The 19,363-nt window shown below is 37.0% G+C and carries 21 protein-coding genes and 1 tRNA gene; 12 read left to right on the plus strand and 10 right to left on the minus strand.

The genetic code is table 11. The annotated features are described in order from the left end of the window. Positions 1 to 198 precede the first annotated feature (198 nt). Together HRK21_RS10435 and HRK21_RS10440 are read left to right on the plus strand one after the other, a co-directional pair. Positions 199 to 822 (plus strand): DNA-3-methyladenine glycosylase, encoded by a 624-nt coding sequence (locus tag HRK21_RS10435; RefSeq protein WP_069888507.1) that lies wholly within the window; start codon positions 199 to 201, stop codon positions 820 to 822. Between the two features lie 108 nt (positions 823 to 930). Further along, the gene (locus tag HRK21_RS10440) at positions 931 to 1,599 is read left to right on the plus strand and encodes a class A sortase (protein ID WP_069888508.1); all 669 of its coding nucleotides are present in this window, start codon (positions 931 to 933) and stop codon (positions 1,597 to 1,599) included. On the opposite strand, the gene HRK21_RS10445 is transcribed toward HRK21_RS10440, so the two are convergent. Further along, entirely contained in the window at positions 1,589 to 2,650 is a 1,062-nt protein-coding gene (locus HRK21_RS10445; RefSeq protein ID WP_077952769.1) for a DUF3829 domain-containing protein, read from the minus strand. The genes HRK21_RS10440 and HRK21_RS10445 overlap by 11 nt on opposite strands. A 133-nt stretch (positions 2,651 to 2,783) precedes the next feature. Here HRK21_RS10445 and HRK21_RS10450 point away from each other — a divergent pair, with 133 nt between their 5' ends. Both HRK21_RS10450 and lplA1 read left to right on the plus strand, forming a co-directional pair. Beyond that, positions 2,784 to 3,515 (plus strand): MBL fold metallo-hydrolase, encoded by a 732-nt coding sequence (locus HRK21_RS10450; protein ID WP_070006808.1) that lies wholly within the window; start codon positions 2,784 to 2,786, stop codon positions 3,513 to 3,515. A 23-nt stretch (positions 3,516 to 3,538) separates the two neighbouring features. After that, a complete protein-coding gene (gene lplA1, locus HRK21_RS10455; protein ID WP_070006809.1) occupies positions 3,539 to 4,534 on the plus strand; it encodes a lipoate protein ligase LplA1 in 996 nt (331 codons plus the stop codon). Between the two features lie 35 nt (positions 4,535 to 4,569). Here lplA1 and HRK21_RS10460 read toward each other — a convergent pair whose 3' ends face one another. Beyond that, on the minus strand, positions 4,570 to 5,175 hold the full coding sequence (locus tag HRK21_RS10460; protein ID WP_003729878.1) for a TVP38/TMEM64 family protein: 606 nt from the start codon (positions 5,173 to 5,175) through the stop codon (positions 4,570 to 4,572). A gap of 126 nt (positions 5,176 to 5,301) precedes the next feature. After that, positions 5,302 to 7,359 carry an ArnT family glycosyltransferase gene (locus HRK21_RS10465; protein ID WP_070006810.1) on the minus strand — a complete coding sequence of 686 codons (2,058 nt, stop codon included), beginning with the start codon at positions 7,357 to 7,359 and terminating at the stop codon, positions 5,302 to 5,304. 187 nt (positions 7,360 to 7,546) lie between these two features. On the opposite strand from HRK21_RS10465, the gene HRK21_RS10470 reads away from it, so the two are divergent. The 4 genes from HRK21_RS10470 (at position 7,547) to nfsA (ending at position 10,141) form a co-directional block, all read left to right on the plus strand. Then, positions 7,547 to 7,617 (plus strand) — tRNA-Gly (locus HRK21_RS10470). Between the two features lie 100 nt (positions 7,618 to 7,717). Continuing rightward, positions 7,718 to 8,857 (plus strand): tRNA epoxyqueuosine(34) reductase QueG, encoded by a 1,140-nt coding sequence (gene queG / locus HRK21_RS10475; RefSeq protein ID WP_069888512.1) that lies wholly within the window; start codon positions 7,718 to 7,720, stop codon positions 8,855 to 8,857. 20 nt (positions 8,858 to 8,877) lie between these two features. Beyond that, positions 8,878 to 9,387: a tRNA (uridine(34)/cytosine(34)/5-carboxymethylaminomethyluridine(34)-2'-O)-methyltransferase TrmL gene (gene trmL / locus HRK21_RS10480; protein ID WP_069888513.1), complete on the plus strand. Its 510-nt coding sequence runs from the start codon at positions 8,878 to 8,880 to the stop codon at positions 9,385 to 9,387. Positions 9,388 to 9,400: 13 nt separating this feature from the next. Beyond that, complete coding sequence (nfsA, locus tag HRK21_RS10485) at positions 9,401 to 10,141, plus strand: oxygen-insensitive NADPH nitroreductase (protein ID WP_070006811.1); 741 nt, start codon at positions 9,401 to 9,403, stop codon at positions 10,139 to 10,141. A gap of 49 nt (positions 10,142 to 10,190) precedes the next feature. On the opposite strand, the gene HRK21_RS10490 is transcribed toward nfsA, so the two are convergent. The 5 genes from HRK21_RS10490 to HRK21_RS10510 all read right to left on the minus strand — a co-directional run bounded on the left by HRK21_RS10490 (position 10,191) and on the right by HRK21_RS10510 (position 14,538). After that, positions 10,191 to 10,352, minus strand: coding sequence for a lmo0937 family membrane protein (locus HRK21_RS10490; protein ID WP_003722759.1), 162 nt, complete (start codon positions 10,350 to 10,352; stop codon positions 10,191 to 10,193). A gap of 87 nt (positions 10,353 to 10,439) precedes the next feature. Then, a complete protein-coding gene (locus HRK21_RS10495; RefSeq protein ID WP_070006812.1) occupies positions 10,440 to 10,898 on the minus strand; it encodes a low molecular weight protein-tyrosine-phosphatase in 459 nt (152 codons plus the stop codon). Positions 10,899 to 10,910: 12 nt separating this feature from the next. Next, complete coding sequence (locus tag HRK21_RS10500) at positions 10,911 to 11,657, minus strand: SMI1/KNR4 family protein (protein WP_070006813.1); 747 nt, start codon at positions 11,655 to 11,657, stop codon at positions 10,911 to 10,913. Positions 11,658 to 11,752: 95 nt separating this feature from the next. Continuing rightward, a complete protein-coding gene (locus HRK21_RS10505) occupies positions 11,753 to 12,721 on the minus strand; it encodes a hypothetical protein (protein ID WP_069888517.1) in 969 nt (322 codons plus the stop codon). 11 nt (positions 12,722 to 12,732) lie between these two features. Beyond that, complete coding sequence (locus HRK21_RS10510) at positions 12,733 to 14,538, minus strand: HSP90 family protein (protein ID WP_070006814.1); 1,806 nt, start codon at positions 14,536 to 14,538, stop codon at positions 12,733 to 12,735. A gap of 201 nt (positions 14,539 to 14,739) precedes the next feature. Between HRK21_RS10510 and fri the strand changes: the two genes are divergently transcribed. The 4 genes from fri to HRK21_RS10530 all read left to right on the plus strand — a co-directional run bounded on the left by fri (position 14,740) and on the right by HRK21_RS10530 (position 17,226). Continuing rightward, positions 14,740 to 15,210: a non-heme iron-binding ferritin Fri gene (gene fri, locus HRK21_RS10515; protein ID WP_070006815.1), complete on the plus strand. Its 471-nt coding sequence runs from the start codon at positions 14,740 to 14,742 to the stop codon at positions 15,208 to 15,210. 233 nt (positions 15,211 to 15,443) lie between these two features. After that, on the plus strand, positions 15,444 to 15,746 hold the full coding sequence (locus HRK21_RS10520) for a HesB/YadR/YfhF family protein (RefSeq protein ID WP_003722764.1): 303 nt from the start codon (positions 15,444 to 15,446) through the stop codon (positions 15,744 to 15,746). Between the two features lie 112 nt (positions 15,747 to 15,858). Beyond that, positions 15,859 to 16,989, plus strand: a complete 1,131-nt coding sequence (locus HRK21_RS10525; protein WP_070006816.1) for an MBL fold metallo-hydrolase — start codon at positions 15,859 to 15,861, stop codon at positions 16,987 to 16,989. Positions 16,990 to 16,998: 9 nt separating this feature from the next. Further along, positions 16,999 to 17,226, plus strand: a complete 228-nt coding sequence (locus tag HRK21_RS10530; protein ID WP_069888520.1) for a DUF3006 domain-containing protein — start codon at positions 16,999 to 17,001, stop codon at positions 17,224 to 17,226. A gap of 198 nt (positions 17,227 to 17,424) precedes the next feature. Here the strand turns inward: HRK21_RS10530 and HRK21_RS10535 are convergent, their stop codons facing one another. Both HRK21_RS10535 and HRK21_RS10540 read right to left on the minus strand, forming a co-directional pair. After that, complete coding sequence (locus HRK21_RS10535) at positions 17,425 to 18,642, minus strand: CynX/NimT family MFS transporter (RefSeq protein ID WP_069888521.1); 1,218 nt, start codon at positions 18,640 to 18,642, stop codon at positions 17,425 to 17,427. Then, positions 18,639 to 19,328: a FadR/GntR family transcriptional regulator gene (locus HRK21_RS10540; protein ID WP_003738555.1), complete on the minus strand. Its 690-nt coding sequence runs from the start codon at positions 19,326 to 19,328 to the stop codon at positions 18,639 to 18,641. Before HRK21_RS10540 ends, HRK21_RS10535 begins: the two co-directional genes overlap by 4 nt. Positions 19,329 to 19,363: the final 35 nt, after the last annotated feature.

The following is a 19,363-nucleotide window of genomic DNA, read 5'->3' on the forward strand; positions in this document are numbered from 1 at the left end:
AGCTGTATTATGTAACAAAAAAACATCTTCATACAGCACCCACTTTAACATAATTCTAACACAAGATTAATAAAAGGCAAGTTATAACGTATACGTCTGAAGTAGGATTTATGAAGAAATAGTCTTATATAACTAGTCAAAAAAGAACCATTTGGAAAGGAATTCTGCTAGAATAAAAAGAAAACATTGAGGTACGAAATGGATACGATTATTACAAACGCATTTTTTGAAAACAAGCCGACCATCGAATTAGCGAGAGATATTCTTGGTATGCGCCTAGTACATCAAACAAATAATGGGAAGCTTTCCGGACTAATAGTGGAAACAGAAGCTTACCTTGGGGCAACTGATAAGGCGGCGCATAGTTTTCAAAATCTCCGAACGAAACGAACAGAAGTCATGTTTTCATCCCCAGGAACAATCTATATGTACCAAATGCACCGCCAAGTGTTGCTTAATTTCATAACCATGCCAGAAGGAATTCCAGAAGCCATTCTAATCCGAGCCATCGAACCTGACGAAGAAGCGAAACATCTGATGGAACAGAATCGTCATGGGAAAACGGGTTACGAACTTACTAATGGCCCCGGAAAATTAACACAAGCTTTAGGATTAAGTATAGAAGATTACGGGAAAACTCTTTTTGATAGTAATATTTGGTTAGAAAAGGCAAAAACACCGCATTTAATAGAAGCAACTAATCGAATAGGGGTGCCAAACAAAGGAATGGCAACCCATTTTCCACTTAGATTTACCGTTAAAGGAAGCCCCTATATTTCTGCTCAACGAAAAAGTCGGATTCTGACCAACATTTGGGAGTAACTTTACAATTCTGTCACAGGTAGGGAAAATAGTTCTACTAAGTTGCTGATTTTCTTTGCTTCATAAGCAGAGCTACTATATAATGAAATAGTTACAAGGAGGAATTATATGTTAAAGAAAACAATTGCAATAATAATTTTAATCATCGGGCTACTATTAATTTTTTCCCCATTTATCAAAAACGGCATCGTGAAATACATGAGCGGTCATGAAACAATTGAGCAATATAACGCATCAGATATAAAGAAAAATAATGAAAAAGACGCTACATTTGATTTTGAAAGTGTGCAGCTTCCGTCTATGACATCTGTGATTAAAGGAGCAGCTAATTATGACAAAGATGCAGTTGTTGGTTCTATTGCAGTTCCATCCGTAGACGTGAGCCTATTAGTTTTTAAAGGAACCAATACGGCTAATTTACTGGCTGGTGCAACAACCATGCGTTCTGATCAAGTCATGGGTAAAGGGAACTATCCGCTTGCAGGGCACCATATGCGTGATGAATCTATGTTGTTTGGTCCTATAATGAAAGTCAAAAAAGGTGATAAGATTTATCTAACCGATTTGGAAAATTTATACGAATACACTGTTACAGAAACGAAAACGATTGATGAAACTGAAGTAAGTGTGATTGATGATACGAAGGACGCTAGAGTCACACTGATTACATGTGACAAACCAACGGAAACAACGAAACGCTTTGTTGCTGTTGGTGAGCTAGAAAAAACCGAAAAACTAACAAAAGAACTAGAGAATAAGTATTTCCCTAGTAAATAAAAAATATCCCCACAGATTTTATTCTGCGGGGATATTTTTTATGGAAAGAAAGAGAACTGTTATAATCCGTAATTAGATTATTATATTCTTTTATTAATTTTTCAGGTGTACCTTCCGTAGTTTCAATAAAAATAGGGTTCTTTAGGTCGTTTTCAGGTATAGCTTGTTTTGTTTTGACGCGGTTAAGCAGTGAAGTTGCTTCTGCTTTAATAATCGTTGCTTTTTTTACTAAAAAAACAAGATCATTACTAGTCAATTTTTCTTTTTGTAGTTGTGTTCCATCTGTACTCGCCTTGATGAACTCGTCATAAGACTTGGTTAAATTGTTATAGTATTTCTCATAAGAGGGAATATCGAGATCTACTAAATTAGTAGCAGTTATTTCTTGTTTTCGGAGTTCGGCAATCACTTTTTCACTATCAGAAATGAAAGCATTTAGCGCGAGAGGCGTAAGATTACCAGATTTCTTCATTTTTTCAGCTGCAAACTTTTGCTGTTCAGTGTTAATTTTTTGCATAGCTTCATTAAATGTTTGTATTTCTTGATTCGATTTTTTTACGGAACTTACTAACTCTTTATGCAAGCTACGCGCTTCTACAAAATCATCATCCAGATAACTTTTAGCGGCGAAATATGTTTGTAAATCATTTAGTATGCGTATTTCATTTGCTAAATCTGTGGAAAGTTCCTGAATATCTTTATCCATCGGAAAAGAAGGCGTTTCGCTAATAGAATCTTTCATAGTAGTAATAGCGTTGGCTGTTTCGGTCGGGATTCTTATAGGAACCAAAATATCAGTGCTACTCAGTTGTTTAAAATGACCGTTTTCGTCAGAGTAACATTTGAAATAATTAGCTCGCGTATTTAAAAAATCGTCATTAATAGCATTACTTAAATTCACGTAATCGTTGTACTTTACTAAAGTTTCCTTCGAATATAGACTGTCTTCGGTTGCAGTATCTGCCTTTTTCTCTTTATCGCAGCCAGCTAACAAACTAATAGAAAGCGCGATAATAAGTAAAGATAGGCAGGACTTTTTAAAATAATTCAATCGTTGATCATCCTCATCTGTAAATTTAAAAAGGTTCTATAATAAGTGTAGCATTTTTTCTGGATGATTTCTCCTTTTATTGTAAATGTTGTATCATATAAAGGAGGTTTACTTTGAGAAAGGAAGTGCAGTGATGAAACTAACCGTTTTTGGACATTGGGGTGGCTATCCGGTAGCGAATGAAGGAACATCTAGTTATTTGCTGGAAGAAGCTGGGTTTAAGCTTTTAATTGATGTTGGAGCAAGTGCTGTTTCTATTATGCAAAACTATATTGATTCTGATGACATTGATGCGGCAATAATTTCTCATTACCATCCAGATCATGTAGCAGACGTAGGAATTTTGCAGCACATTCGCCTATTATCCCAAAAAAAGGAAAAACCGCCCGTCTTACCGATTTATGGACATAAAGAAGATGAACGGGGCTATTCTTATTTAGAAATGGCCAATGTAACAAAGGCAATCGAATATAAAGCAGACGATACACTGGAAATAGGACCGTTTAAAGTAACTTTCTTAAAAACGATTCATCCGGTACCGTGCTATGCAATGAGAATAGAAGCAGGTGGCAAAGTTTTCGTATACACCGCAGATAGCGCTTATCAAGATAGCTTTATTCCTTTTGCAGAGAGTGCCGATTTATTAGTAACAGACACCAATTTTTTCCATGACCTAGCTGGAAAAACAAAAGTGCATATGGCAAGTACAGAAGTTGCAAAAATTGCCAAAGAAGCCAATGTGAAATCATTACTCCTTAGTCATTTACCCGAAGTTGGCGATTTAGAAGTCCTAAAACAAGAAGCAGCAGCTATTTACAAAGGAGAAATTGCGCTCGCTTCCAAAGGATTCACGAAAACATTTTAATATAGAAGAAAAGGGGTAGGAGTATGTATTTTATCGATAATAATAATGAGAAAGATCCGCGTATTAATTTAGCGGTGGAGGAATTTATTTTAACAGAATTAAATCTAGATGAGCCCGTACTGTTATTTTATATTAATAAGCCATCGATTATCATTGGACGCAACCAAAATACAGTAGAAGAAATTGATACAGAGTATGTGGAGAAAAATGATGTTATTGTTGTGCGCAGACTTTCTGGTGGTGGAGCTGTTTATCACGATGAAGGAAACTTGAATTTCAGTTTTATCACGGAAGATGACGGCGAGTCTTTCCATAATTTTGCGAAATTTACACAACCGATTGTGGAAGCGCTGAAACGTTTAGGTGTCAATGCGGAACTAAAAGGGCGCAATGATTTATTGATTGATGGTTTCAAAGTTTCCGGTAATGCGCAATTTGCAACCAAAGGAAAAATGTTCTCGCACGGCACATTAATGTTTGATTTGAACTTAGATAACGTTGCGGCATCGCTAAAACCACGTAAAGATAAAATCGAATCAAAAGGTATAAAATCTGTTCGTAGTCGTGTAGCAAATATTTCTGATTTCATGGATCAAGAAATGACCACCGAAGAGTTCCGCGATTTGCTCTTACTTTATATTTTTAATGTCGAAAAAGTAGAAGACGTAAAAGAATATAAATTAACTGCTGCAGATTGGGAAAAAATCCACGAAATATCTGCTAAACGTTATGGTAATTGGGATTGGAATTACGGAAAATCACCAAAATTCGACTTAACACGTACAAAACGTTTCCCAGTAGGAGCCGTCGATGTTCGCTTAAATGTACAAAAAGGGATTATTACAGATATCAAGATTTTTGGAGACTTCTTTGGCGTGAAAAATGTGGCTGACATCGAGGATAAATTAGTTAATGCTACTTATAAACGTGAAGCTTTGGCTGAGGCGTTAGAAGATATAGACGTAAAAGAATACTTTGGTAACATTACGAAAGATGAATTTTTAGATTTACTTTATTAAAAAAAGAAAGCACGCATTTCGCGTGCTTTCTTTTTTTATTTGAGATTCTTTCCTGACATCCAACGTTCCAGCCGTTTTCCAACAAACCATAGAATAACAACAGAAACAGCTAATATAGCCAGTTTGAGCGGTTGGTGAATTAAGTCAACGAAATCATAGCCAATATAGCTAATAGCAAACACTTTGATTAATTTCCCACCTACAAGCGCTAATATAAATTGATATACTTTTATTTTAGAGAGACCTGCAACAATATTTACCGCCGAAGATGGGGTAAATGGCATTACAAGTAAAATGAAAATCGGGCTAAAACCATGTCTATCAATCCATTCCATTACTCGTTTAATTTGTTTGTGACCCGAAATAAAACGTAAAAAACGAGTTTGACCAAATTTCCGTGCTAACAAGAATACGCATAAACTACCCGCAATTGCTGCTGTCACCGAAATTAAAAAACCACCAAGTAGTCCGTATGCATTTACGTTCACTACAACGAATACAATAAATGGTAAAAATGGTAAAAACGCTTCAATAAAAGGTAAGAGAAAAGCTAAAAGTGGACCTAAATTCCGATACTCACTTAGCCAGTACATTAAATTATCATAAGAAAAGAAATTCATCATATCCTGCCAAAATGTCATAAGCAAGCCTCCAGTAGTCTTTAACAACATACTTATTTTCTCATATCAAAATGATAAAGCGCTAATAAAATAGCTTGAATATAGTTAAAATCCTAGTATTTCAGCCAGGATTTTAACATTTCTTCTTTATTTTAATTGATATAGTGTTCCTGTACCAGTGCCATTCATTCCTTGAGCGCCACCTTGCATATTAAAAGAAGCACTAGAAGTAGTGTCATCATCCGTAGAAACGGAGCTACTCCACTTCGAACTATCAATTTCTGTACCGTTTTCTTGAATCCATTTTACCACATCTGAATCAGAAGCTTTACTATTTGATGGGAGATAAAAATATTTTATTTCACCGGCTTGAATCATTTGTTTTAATTGTTTTACAGTTAGGGTTGGGTCTGTTCCATTGAAACCACCAAGTGCCATAACAGCTTCTTTCGTTTTAATAATATAAGGCCCCGCTGTCGTTGCGTCTGTTGTCCCAAATAAGTAGGTTTCTCCGGTATTGTTTTTCTGTAAATAGCTAATTAAATCACTATCAACAGACGCATCGGCGAATCCACCACCACTGGATTGTTTTAATTGTGGTCCAGCTTCAGGCAGAGAACTATTTCCGCCATATAAAATAGGTGTTAAAGACCAATACGTTGGTGCAATGAGCAAAATTGCCAAGGCTAATCCTGTCATTTTCGCAGTGAATTTAGAAGGTTGCTGTCTCAGCACAAGTAAGCTAATAGACATCAGCAATGCAGCAATACCAATAATTACCGCCAAAATAGGCAAGTAAGTAGCGACAAAGAATGCTTGAAGACTGCCAGTTAGTGCAACTGCAACAGGTAATAGGAATCTTTGCCAATTCTCTTTGTCTTGGTATAAGCGAAAGAGCGCCACTATACCTACGCCACTAAGTACAGCAATTGGCGGAGCTAACATAATCAAATAATAATGATGGAAAAAGCCAGCTATACTAAAGAATCCGGCGACAGGGATAAGCCAAGCTGCCCAGAAAACCATTTCCTTTTGTTTGGAGGTCAATTGATAAATGCGTTTATTTTCATTTCGATACGCCAGAAAAATGGCTAGCATACCGATAATAGCGAGTGGTAAGAACCAACTAATTTGATCACCAAGTGCGGTTTGGAATAGACGAAGCGGTCCAGCATTCCCCGTTCCAAACATACCTGTACTACCAGTCATTTTTGATCCATTTCCGCCACCCTTTGCCGCATTCCCGGGGCCACCAGTCGGGGGAGTACCGTTATTACCTTGAGGAGGCGTTCCGCCGTTAGCGCCATCTTGCACACTTCCACTTGGAGGACTCGGTGGCGTTGTGCTATTTGAATCTGATGAGTTAGTGCTAGGAGGAGTCCCCATTTCCATATTACCGCTACTACCAGTTCCAGTTTCTTGACCGAGAAGTCGTTCCATACCGTTATAACCAAAAGCTAATTCAAGCACCGAATTTGTTTGACTACTACCAATATAAGGTCGCTCAGAAGCAGCTGTTTGATCTACTATGACTGCCCAAGAAACAGAGACAGCTAGCATTAAAACGAGTGCGATTACTAATTGAACTAACTTTTTTCTCCAACTTAATTTTGTAGCAATAAAATAGAAGAGCAAAAATGCGGGCACGACCATGAAAGCTTGGAGCATTTTTACATTAAAACCGACACCAATTAATGCGAAAGAAAGTAGAAGCCAGCCGATTTTTGCACGATGAACAGCTTTAAAAAGAAAAAAAGTTGCCAGTAATAACACGAAAACAAGGATGGCATCCATATTATTAGTACGCGTCACGGCTACCGCAATAGGAGTCAGTGCCATAATCAAAGCGGTAATTCTTGCAGCCCATGCGCCGAATCTAGGTTTGACGAGAACATAAAGCAAAATCACCGAACCAACACCAGCCAACGCTTGTGGCAGAATAACACTCCAACCATGCACGCCGAAAATAAGGGCGCTAATCGCTTGCAACCAAAGCGCAACAGGTGGCTTATCTACTGTAATAAAACCAGCAGGATCAAAAGCTCCGTAGAAAAAATTATGAAAATTTTGTACCATGCTTGTCACAGCAGCTGTATAATAAGGATTTACTGTATCATCCTTCCAAATACCATAAAAATTAAAAAAGATAGCAATAACCATAATTCCAACAAAATAAAAATCTAAATGTTGTATCCGTTTCTTCATATTTTTCACTTCTTTCCGTAAGATAATATCTTTCATTTTAGAGTCAAAATATGAAAAAAACGTGAATAAACTTAGAAATAAACGAGATATTTATTTTTTATAAAAAAATTCCAGAAAAAGCCTTGTCAAAACATACATAGAATGGTATTATATAAAAGTTGTTAAAACACTAAGAACTACTTACTATGCGGGTGTAGTTTAGTGGTAAAACTACAGCCTTCCAAGCTGTTGTCGTGGGTTCGATTCCCATCACCCGCTTTATATTTTTTATAAATCCTGTTATCAACGCAGTGTTTCGACCTTTTTAAGCGAAGCATTGCGTTTATTTTATTGCCTGAAAATAAGGAGAGAGGGGATGATGATAGTGAAGTCGACATCAGATTATGCCGCATTGAAAGAAGCGCTCATTGCTTATGCGCATGAAATAGGTATTCAAAAAATAGGTTTCACAACAGCAGACCCTTTTTTATTTTTAAAAGAACGCTTACTAGAAGCGGAAGCGCTGGATCTTTTTACGGGATTTGAGCATCCGGTAATTGATGAACGGGTTTATCCAGAGCTTATTTTCAAGGAACCGCAGTCGATTATCGCCATTGCACTTGCTTATCCGTCTAAATTGAAAGAAGCACCTGTAAGTAAAAAAGGAGCTAGACGAGGTGTATTTGCCAGAGCTTCTTGGGGAATTGATTACCATACCGTTTTACGAGAAAAATTAGCACTTCTTGAAACTTTTTTAAGTGAGCGTTTGCCGGATGTACGAATGAAATCGATGGTGGATACTGGGGAATTATCAGATGTAGCTGTAGCAGAACGAGCAGGTATTGGCTGGCGCGGGAAAAATACGTTACTCATAACGCCAGAATACGGCTCGTGGGTCTATTTAGGCGAAATGATAACCAATATACCATTTGAACCAGATACGCCCTCTAGCGATTTGTGTGGCAGTTGCAATCAATGCGTGAAAGCTTGCCCGACAGGCTCCTTGCTAGGTGAAGGGAAAATGAATCCGAAAATATGTTTAAGTTATTTGACGCAAACAAAAGACTTTCTAGATGAAAAATATCGCGAAGTATTGCATAATCGTTTGTATGGTTGTGATACTTGTCAGGTAGTTTGTCCATATAATCGTGGGCATGATTTCCACTTTCATGATGAGATGGAGCCGGATCCAGAGCTTGTTCGACCAGAATTAAAACCACTACTACACATTTCCAATCGCGCATTTAAAGAACAATTTGGCGATATGGCAGGTTCGTGGCGTGGGAAGAAGCCTATTCAGCGAAATGCCATCATTATATTAGCGCGTTATAAAGATAAAACAGCTGTACCAGACTTAATTGACTGCTTACAAAATGATCCAAGACCAGTCATTCGAGGAACGGCTGGCTGGGCGCTAAGAAAAATCGGTGGAAGCGATGCCGAAAAAGCCATCGAGCAAGCACTTCAAACCGAACAAGATGAACAAGTATTACAAGAGTTAACAGCTATACCAAATTAATAGAAACCAGGTGAAAAGAAATGCCAAACCATATCGTACTATACCAACCAGAAATCCCAGCAAATACCGGAAATATCTCCAGAACATGTGCCGGAACAGATACTTACTTACATTTAATCCGTCCACTTGGTTTTTCAACAGATGATAAAATGTTAAAACGCGCTGGACTTGATTACTGGGATAACGTGAAACTTTCTTATTACGATTCTTTAGATGAATTCTTCGAGAAAAATGAAGGCGGAGAATTTTACTACATTACCAAATTTGGTCGTCATGTTTATAGTGATATCGATTATAGCGATTCCAACAAAGATTATTTCTTCGTTTTTGGAAAAGAAACGACCGGATTGCCAGATGCGCTTTTACAAGAGAATGAAGAAAATTGTTTGCGTATACCGATGACAGATCATATTCGCTCGTTGAATTTATCGAACACAGCGGCAATTTTAGCTTATGAAGCATTACGTCAGCAGAATTTTGGCGCACTTTTACAAGAACCGAATTACGATCGGAAAATTTTTCAAGACTAAGGGGGGGGTTAGGATGAATCAGGCGATAGATGCCATTCTTGGACATTACTCAGTGCGGAAATTTGAAGACAAGGACTTAACGGAAGAAGCGTTGACCTTACTTATCAAGAGTGCGCAAGCCGCATCTACATCCAGTTTTGTTCAAGCATACTCCATCATCGGAATAACAGATAAAGACATTCGGGAACAAATCTCAGCCATTGCGGGAAATCAACCATATACTGTACAAACCGGACAACTATTTATTTTCGTTGCTGATTTAGCTCGTCATCACACCATCTTAGAAGAACATCAAGTAGACACAACTGCACTGGAAACGTCAGAAAAATGGCTTGTTTCTGTGATAGATGCCGCACTAGCTGCACAAAATATGGCCGTTGCCGCAGAATCATTAGGACTTGGTATTTGCTTTATTGGCGGTATTCGGAACGATGTTGAACAAATCGCCGAAATACTTGATTTACCACCATATACGATGCCATTATTCGGCTTAACAATTGGGTATCCGGTTGCTAACAAAGAAAAAGCGAAACCGAGATTGCCTCAAGATTTGGTATACCACGAAAACAGTTACCAAAAAATGAACCCAACTATTTTAGCTGAATATGATGAACAAATAAAAAATTATTACGACGAAAGAACAGCAGGAAAACGAGTAGAAGGCTGGTCCGAACAAATTGCTCGCGGACTTGGAAGAACAAGCCGGCTAGATTTAAAAGCATTTTTAGAAAAACAACACTTAAATCAAAAATAAAAGAACAGTACAGCGCATTATTGTAATGCGCCGTACTGTTCTTTTTACGTTATTTCCGTTTATTTCTAGCCATTTGAATTAAGTTCCAAATAACGAGTATTAAAACGATTACTAGCAAGATATTAATTAATCCACCCGCAATATGGAAAATAATTCCAAGTAACCACACTGCTAATAAAACAACGATTATTCCCCAAATAATTCCTAACATATATAAAAACCTCTTTCTGCACTTTTGATTGTACTCTTATATATTCCCGTGAGAGCAGTCTTTAAACATATTAGGGCTAAAAATAGACTATTTTTTTGTGATATAAGCTAAAAGAGCCTTCACTCCCTCAGTTACCATGCGTTCAGTTTCATCAAAATCTCCAGTATAATAGGGATCTGGAATATCTTTATCCTCTTGACCGGGTACAAACGACATAAGGGAGCGAACGATGACATCTGGATTATTATTAAGTGCATTTAAATCTGCTAAATTTTGCTGATCCATACCAATAATAAAATCAGCTTCGTTAAAATCAACATCAGAAATTTTTCGAGCTCGCATTGATTGGTAATCAACACCATGCTTTTTCAACACTGCTTGCGTCCCGCGGTGTGGCGGTTTCCCTAAATTCCAAGTACCAGTTGCAGCAGAATCAATTTTTATTTCATTCGTTAACCCAGCTTCTGCAACTTCTTTCCGAAATAACCCCTCAGCCATTGGGGAACGACAAATATTCCCTAAACAGACAAAAACTACTTTTACCAATTGAACTCCTCCTTACTTCCATTCTTTATATAAATCAGCTAGAGCCGCTTTATTTACCCCATCACATGCTTCAAGTCGGACGAAAATTTGCTCCACAAGCTCAGGCGCGAGTTTTCTCCGGAAATAAAGCAATTGATTCTCAAACAAACTATAGACAACTAAAGTATACGGGATTTCTCGTTTTTCGAGTAATCCTAAAAGCGTCTCTAAATACCACTTTTTATCTGGATAATCTTCTAATAGTTCCAGTAATTGTTTTGTTTTTTGCACATTGCTGGAAGCGAGAATTTGATTTAATTTTTTTATCGGAAATTGTTCCGCGAAATCGGTAGAAAAGGGACTAAAGTACAATTCCTCTATAAATGTAGCAAACGTTTCAGCAACAATAAGTGTTTGTAACGTTTCAAAATCAACATAAATAATACTGGGTTCGGACGTATTATCTATATAGGAAAAACCAAGATAACGCGATTCATCACGGTGGAAATAAACTTGCTTCCCTGCGAGATCAACATCCTTTTGTTCCGGAATATCCATTAATAATTCATCCAAACTCGCCAGATAATAGATTTCACCAAAATCCAGCCCATAAGAAGTCGGTTCCGTCGTCTTAAAATGATTTTTGCGAATCAATCCACCATTTTGGTCTGATAAAAGCTGTTTGGATTCAAATGGTAAAGTGACACCTAACGCTATTTCTTTTTCACGAATTGCTTGTTCAGTTGCGCCACTCTTTTCGTTTTTCACCCAAATCGTCATCCTCTTCAACTCCTCCCTGTATTATCCTAAAAAAAGTAAAATAGCGCAAACAAAAGAACATAGCTAGAAATAATTCCTAACTATGTTCCAACATATTACTTCAAAAGGTCCTGATAATAACTATTTCCATTCCGCGCATCAAACTTCGCCGTTAAAGCTTCTGTCATTTCTACCAAATCAGCTTCTTTTTCCCGGTCAAAAAGGGGGTAGGCTGCTTGTAAGAAAATAAGTCGGTCTAAACCACCCTCAGCTTTAAGAACGGTTTCTAGGTTGGTATCAATCACTTCCCGCGCTTTTTTCGTTTGCTTGGTAAGAACTAAATATTTAAGTAATTGCCCAAGCGGTGGTAGTAAGGAGATTTGTTTTTTCACAAGTGGGTAACCTTTATCAAAGCATTCTTGCGCCATTTTTTCATCACCTAGTGCTAAATAAGCAAGCGCCATATTTCCATACGTTAAATGAGGGACTTCCGTACAGCGTTGTTTTCCTCCAAAAATCGGTTTTGCCGTTTTCTTGGCTGTTTCATAGTCTTTAATGAAGCAATAATAAAAGACTTGATCGTTTTTTTCGCAAGCTGGACAATCATTTAAAAAGTCTGCTTTTGTATTACTCCATTTTTTAAATAGTTCTTTGGCTTTTTCAACATCGCCCATACGTATGGCTGCAAGCGTGCAGACTTTATAGTAAGGTCGTAAGGAATAATTTTCTTGTTCGAATTTCACCTTCATATCATTCAAAAGGCCATCAATTTGCGCTTTAGATACTTCATCGAAAGTCGGAACATGTTCGCTAATCCATTTATATTTCCAAAAAAGATCTTCCGTGTCAATGTAAGCATCACTATCTTTATCTTCCCATTTCTTGATTAACCAGCTAAAAGCCTGTAATTGCTTTTTCGGAAAGCCAGCTGTTAAACATGTGTCAATCAACATTTCACGTGCTTCAATGCCATCATCTATATTGTTATATAAATCTGCACCAGCAATAATTCGTTCTAATACTTTTATTTTTTCAGGCGTATCATCCATTCCCCAAACAGATTCTAAATCATTCAAATAATCCATTATTCTCCCTCCTATAGCATTTCTAAGATTTGTAACATATTTTGATTCATTAATTTCATTTCTTTGCGTTTCAGCGGATAATGCCCTAATAGTAAGGCTTGGATGTAAAGTACATTCACAATCACGGATAATTCTTTCACTGTTTTTTCAGAAGTGAAAAGTCGTTTAATCAGCTCATTATCTAAATTTAAATACAAGTGAGCGAGCGGGGCAGGTTCTTGCTCTTTTTGAATGCTTTCTAAAATATCACTAAAAACAGAATTCGTTTCTTCGACAGCTCGTTCTAGTTCACGTAATTCCTGTGTTGCAGTAGAATGGATGAAAATAATCGGTAAATCTTTCGGTTCAAAATGTTTAATTAATACATCTGTATCAAAATCAGCCATCATACTATTCATTTCTGTCAAAATAGGTTGGTAAGCTTGTTCTTCACTCACTGTCATAGGGCGTAATTTATTGGTCATTTCTTCCGGTTCGATTAAGATAAATTCTGTTCCCTCAACAAAATAACTTAATTGCGCTAAAATTGGAGAGTCATAGGAATAACCGCCGTTAATAAGTGTCATGCCGCTTGATCGCGCAATATCTTTAATTTGTCTAAAATCATCGACCGAATAGGTGTAGTAGATGACATCATTTTTATCAATTATATCGCCTAGTTTTTCCTCTCCATTCAAAGTTCGAACTGGAAGGTAAGGATAAATTAATTTTAAAAATGGTACGTCTTCACTCGCAAGTGCTTTAAAACCGAGATAATGTGTTGCTAACAATTTCTTTAGTGCCTCTTCCGAAAGTGTTTCAATACCTTTTTTCAAAGCAACGCCTAGCTCATCGGAAACACTGGTTAAGCGCTCATTTTTATAAAAGGCTTCACGGGAAGCAACGGGTTGAAGTTCGTCTGTCCAAAGCACACATTTAGCGAAGAAGGACCAATCCGGCAAAATATTATTCGCTTCACTAGTAACATACATATTATTTAAAAATACTGTGTGCTTACGTGTCGCATTCATTTGAACAGCATGGGGAATCATATAAGCAATCCCAAATGTTCTCCCGGATTCATTTTCAATTAAGAAATAATCTTGAAAATGCGTCCCCAAAATATATTCACCGTACTTAATTATTTGCTCTCTTGGAAGATTGAATAACGTTTCTTTGTTCGAAAACTGTTTGGTCCAACTATTAATTTCTTCTTCTAAACCATTGATTTCTACTATTATATTACTTTCTAAAGAGGAGCCGTATTTTTTCAATGTATTAATTAATTCTTCTACATCCTCGCATTCAGGATGCTCCTCTAAATCAGCACGTAAGCGCAAATACACTTGTGTACCTGGTTCGCGAGTTTCCGCTTCTATTTTTCGAACCGAATAAGTCCCGTCCGCTTTACCACGCCATTCTGTTGTATCACCATCTTTCTTGGAAGTGGAAATCATTACAATTTCATCACTAACAATAAAACAAGAAAGTAAGCCAATTCCAAAACGACCGATGAAATCATTGGAATGCTCGCCATCAAAGTCTTTTTCGCCTTTAGAAGAATTAGCAATCGTTGCGAGAAAAGCGTGGACTTCCTCTTCGGTCAAACCAATTCCGTTATCTTCTAAAATCAAAGTTTTTTCATTTGTGTTCCCTGTTAGAGACACGAGGATTTTTCCTTCTAAAGTTGGCGTTAAAATTTTTCTAGCACGAATGGCATCGGTTGCATTTTGCAGTAATTCGCGAATATAAACATCTTTTTCGTCATAAAGGTGGTTGGAGAGAATATCAATCATACCAGCCAAGTTCACCTGAAAACGGTGAGAGTGATTTTCCATTATTGATCCTCCTAGTTGTATAAAAGTCCTTTTTATTCTATCATAAAAAAAGAGATAAATAATGAAAAAACAATAATAGATGTTTAAGAATTTATATCAGTGGTAAATACTTTGTGATGGTTTCCACACTGGACATGGACGCGAAAATAGATTATACTTATTATTAAGTGATAATCATTATAAAATAGGAGGAAGATAATTATGAAAACAATTAACTCAGTAGACACAAAGGAATTTTTGAATCACCAAGTAGCGAACCTAAACGTATTCACAGTAAAAATTCATCAAATTCATTGGTATATGAGAGGACACAACTTCTTCACTTTACATGAAAAAATGGATGATTTATATAGCGAATTCGGCGAACAAATGGATGAAGTAGCAGAACGTTTACTAGCAATCGGCGGAAGCCCATTCTCAACATTAAAAGAGTTTTTAGAAAATGCGAGCGTAGAAGAAGCTCCTTATACGAAACCAAAAACAATGGATCAATTAATGGAAGACTTAGTTGGAACATTAGAATTACTTAGAGGCGAGTATCAACAAGGTATTGAGCTTACTGACAAAGAAGGCGACAACGTAACGAATGATATGCTCATTGCTTTCAAAGCAAGCATTGACAAACATATCTGGATGTTCAAAGCATTCTTAGGAAAAGCTCCATTAGAATAAAGAGTTATAAAAACTGTGCGGGATTAATCGTCTCGCACAGTTTTTTTTGCCCTATTCTGTTATAGTACAATTTCCTTATTTTAATATTGTTTTAACACAATGTGGTTTAAAGATTCTTTGAAAGAGGTATATTATCTTCATAACAAAAAGCAGAAAAAGTGAAATTCACCAAGAAATCTGCTATTCTTGAATAACAATCATTACGAAAAAATTGGAAACGAGGAGTGAAAAGTATGAATATCGAGGTAACGGACCAAGCAAATAAATGGTTTCATGATGAGTTTGATGTAGCTAATGGTAATGGAATTCGACTTTTTGCGAAATATGGTGGTTCTAACAGTTCCTTGCATCCTGGTTTCTCTATCGGTTTAACTGCCGAAAAACCGCAAGAAGCAGCAGTGGCTGAGAAAAAAGAAGACTTAATTTTCTTCATTGAAGACCATGATTATTGGTATTTCAAAGACCACGACTGGAAAATTGACTATGAACCAAAAACGGAAGAAGTACTTTTTTCCTTTAAAGAAAAAGTGAAATGAATCCAACATAAATGACCGCGTGTAATCAAATTGATTTCAGGCGGTTTTTGTTTTAAAAACTTTACTGTTTCGCCTTCCTTTGCTATTCTACTAAGAGAGCAGGAGGAGAACGATGACAAAGAAATTAGTAATCTGTATAAGTTTAATCGCTATTTTTTTAAGCGGTTGTAGTTTTTCCGAACCATCAACTAGTAAATCGAACATTACCGAAAAAACATTGAATGGTGCAAGTTTTACTTTTTTTGATGTTGGCCAAGGTGATAGCACACTTATTCAAGCAGAAGATGGCACAACTATTTTGATTGATACTGGTCGCCAAGATGATGACCGTATTTTAACTTATTTACAAGAAGCAAATGTGAAGAAAATAGATTTACTGCTACTGACACACCCACACGCAGACCATATCGGTAACGCTGATAAAGTAATCGCTACATACAAACCAAAAGAAATTTGGATGGATGGTTTAACTTTTTCTAGTAGTATTTACGAGAAAGTAATTGACGCGGCATTAGCTTCAGATGCCAAATATAAAGAACCGAGACGTGGCGAAAAAGCTACTTTTGGACCGTTTAATCTAGCTGTTCTAAGCCCTGATAAACTGGAAAATGACGCAAATAATGACTCCATCGCTGTAAAAATTACGTATAAAGATATTTCTGCTATTTTTACAGGTGACGCAGAAAAAAGCCGAGAAAGAGAAATGGTAGATAGCGGTGCCGATTTAGAAGCAGATATTCTAGATTTAGGACACCACGGATCGTCCACATCCAACCAGCCATTTTTCCTAGATAAAGTAAAACCGCAAGTGGCTGTTTACTCTGCTGAAATGGCTAATAGTTACGGGCATCCTCATGTGGAAGTGCTGGAGTGGCTAAAAGAGCGTGATATAAAAACATATGGAACAGATGTGAATGGAACGGTGATTATCGAAACCGATGGTGAAAAAATCCATGTGCAAACCGAAAAATCAGGCACACCAAAACCAGGTAGCAGTTATAATAAAGAAAATAGCACACAAAAAACAGAAGATGCAACATCGGAAGAATTACCAGAAAGCATTAATTTAAATACAGCATCTAGCGAAGATTTACAATTATTACCACTAATTGGGCCAGCGCTTGCAGAAAAAATCATTGCCGAGCGACCATATCAGTCCATAGATGACTTGAAAAAAATTAACGGCATTGGCGATGGCATTGTGCGCCAAATAAAAGAACAAGGCATTGCCGTAACAAAGTAGGTGATTAGGGTGAAAAAAGCAATTTTAGATCGGGTAGAAGACGGCAAAGCAGTTTTCCTATTAGAACCAGACCACACAGAATGGCAAATTGACAAAGAAAAACTCGATTCATCCATAAAAGAAGGGGATGTTGTCACTATTTCAGAAACTAATGAAATAATGAAACATCCCCAAGAAACGGAAGAAATGAAAAATAGGATTGCAGAAAAGCTAGAAAGGTTAAGACGGAGAAACTGAGAAAAACTTTTTTAAACTCTCATGAAATTATCATCTTTCTTTCAGCACATTCTTTTTTAGAAAAGTTATTATATGTATAAGCTAACAACAAGCAAAACATTTTCATTTCTTTCCCTTTTTAGAATGAAAATCCCAAACTCCCTTTTAGCTAGTGCGGTTTACTCCCTTTTTCCGCACTAGTTTTTTTATGCGCAAAAATCACTTTTTCTGTGGAAAGAGAAACTTATTGCGTCCAGCATCTAGGCCGCAGTATAACATAAGCATGGTAATACCGACTAAAACATATAAGGTTGGTTGCCAACTACCAAGTGCATCATGTAGGGTACCAAATAATATCGGACCGGAAGCGGCAAACAAGTAGCCAATAGATTGCGCCATTCCAGATAGATCCGCTGATTCTGTCGCGCTTGTTGTTCGCAAATTAAAAAACATCATCGACAAACTAAACGACATCCCCGAACCAATTCCGTATACAATGATAGCAATTGATAGCATAAGCACACTACCAGAAGCAAACATAATACCAAAAATCCCAATTAAGAAGAATAAAATAGAGATTCCAACAAGTAATTGCTGATTTTTCATACGTCCAGCGATAATAGGAATAATAAACGTAATCGGCATAACCGCAAATTGCATTAAGGAGAGCATTAAACCACTAGAAGTACTAGATAATCCTTGGTCAGCTAAAATATTTGGTAACCAGGCAATCGAAATATAAAAAATCGCTGACTGCGAACCCATAAATAAAGAAATTTTCCACGCAAGCGGGGACTTCCAAACCGAAGTTGTAACTAAATGAGTCGCAATTTTTTCTGTGGAGCGTTGGTTATATTTTAACTGTGGAAGCCAAATGACTAAAGCCAGAACTCCAAGAATCGCCCAGAAAACCATACTCCCATGCCAACTAAAGCGGTTATTCATAGCAATTGGAACCGTTAAGCCAGCTGCAATCGCTGCACACAAATTCATCGAAATAGAATAAACCCCAGTCATTAGACCCAATTTAAATGGAAATTCTTTTTTTATCAAACTTGGCAAAATGACATTTCCGACTGCGATAGCAAGGCCAATCATAAACGTTCCAACAAATAAATTAAGTTCGCCACCAAAAGGTCGCAGTAAGCTACCAATGACAAGCGTTAACAGTGCTACAAATATTAATATTTCTATACCAAGTGCACGACTTAGCTTAGAAACAAATGGTGACAGCCCTGCAAATGCAAGTAGCGGAATCGTTGTAAGTAAACCAGCCATCGTATTGGTTAAATGTAAATCTGACTGGATCATTCCAAGTAACGGACCAACAGATGTTATCGGTGTCCGTAAGTTCGCTGCAATCAAAATAATGCCTAAAACTAGCATCACCTTACTCGAACGTGTAAGGATTTTTTTATTGGTTAAATCTGCATTCATTTCTTTTCTCCATTCTTCGCAGCAATTCGTTTGAAAAGAGTAATATACTCTGTTACTTCATGTGCTGCTTGTTCTTGGTTTCGATTTTCAATAGCTTGAACAAGAGCAGTATGTCCATTATGTTGATTTGCCTCTGGGTTCATTTCTGTTGTACTTGTAATGGAAAACTGTATTTCTTCTAAAATATTGACATACATATCTAACAACAAATCATTATGAGCTGCCTTGACAATTGTTAAGTGAAGGGCAGAATCAGCTTTCACAAAAGCAGATACATCATTTTTTTCATTCGCTAGTTGGCAATGCTGCCGATATTTTTCTAGCGTAGTTAAATCTTCCTCCGTGCGTCGTTCGCAAGCTAGAATAGCAGCTTCTCGGTCGAGCGCATGTCGGATTTCAAGGATTTCTTGAATGGTTGATTCGCGAACTCGTTTTTGCATGATAGCATTAAGTTCACTATTATTACGGACAAAAGTACCATCGCCTTGTTTTGTCTCCAGTAAACCAATATGAGCTAAGGCGCGGATAGCTTCACGTAACGTATTACGGCTAATACCAAATTCAGTCATCAAATCCGCTTCTTTCGGAATGCGCTCACCAATTTTCCACGTACCATTAGTGATTTCTGCTTTTATTTGATCATAAACTTGCTCTGCAAGCGATTTTCGTTCAATTTTTTCTACCATACTTTTCACTCCTTTTCTAAAGGTAGGATGATTGG

The organism is Listeria monocytogenes (genome assembly GCF_013282665.1).
GTDB classification, from domain to species: domain Bacteria; phylum Bacillota; class Bacilli; order Lactobacillales; family Listeriaceae; genus Listeria; species Listeria monocytogenes_C.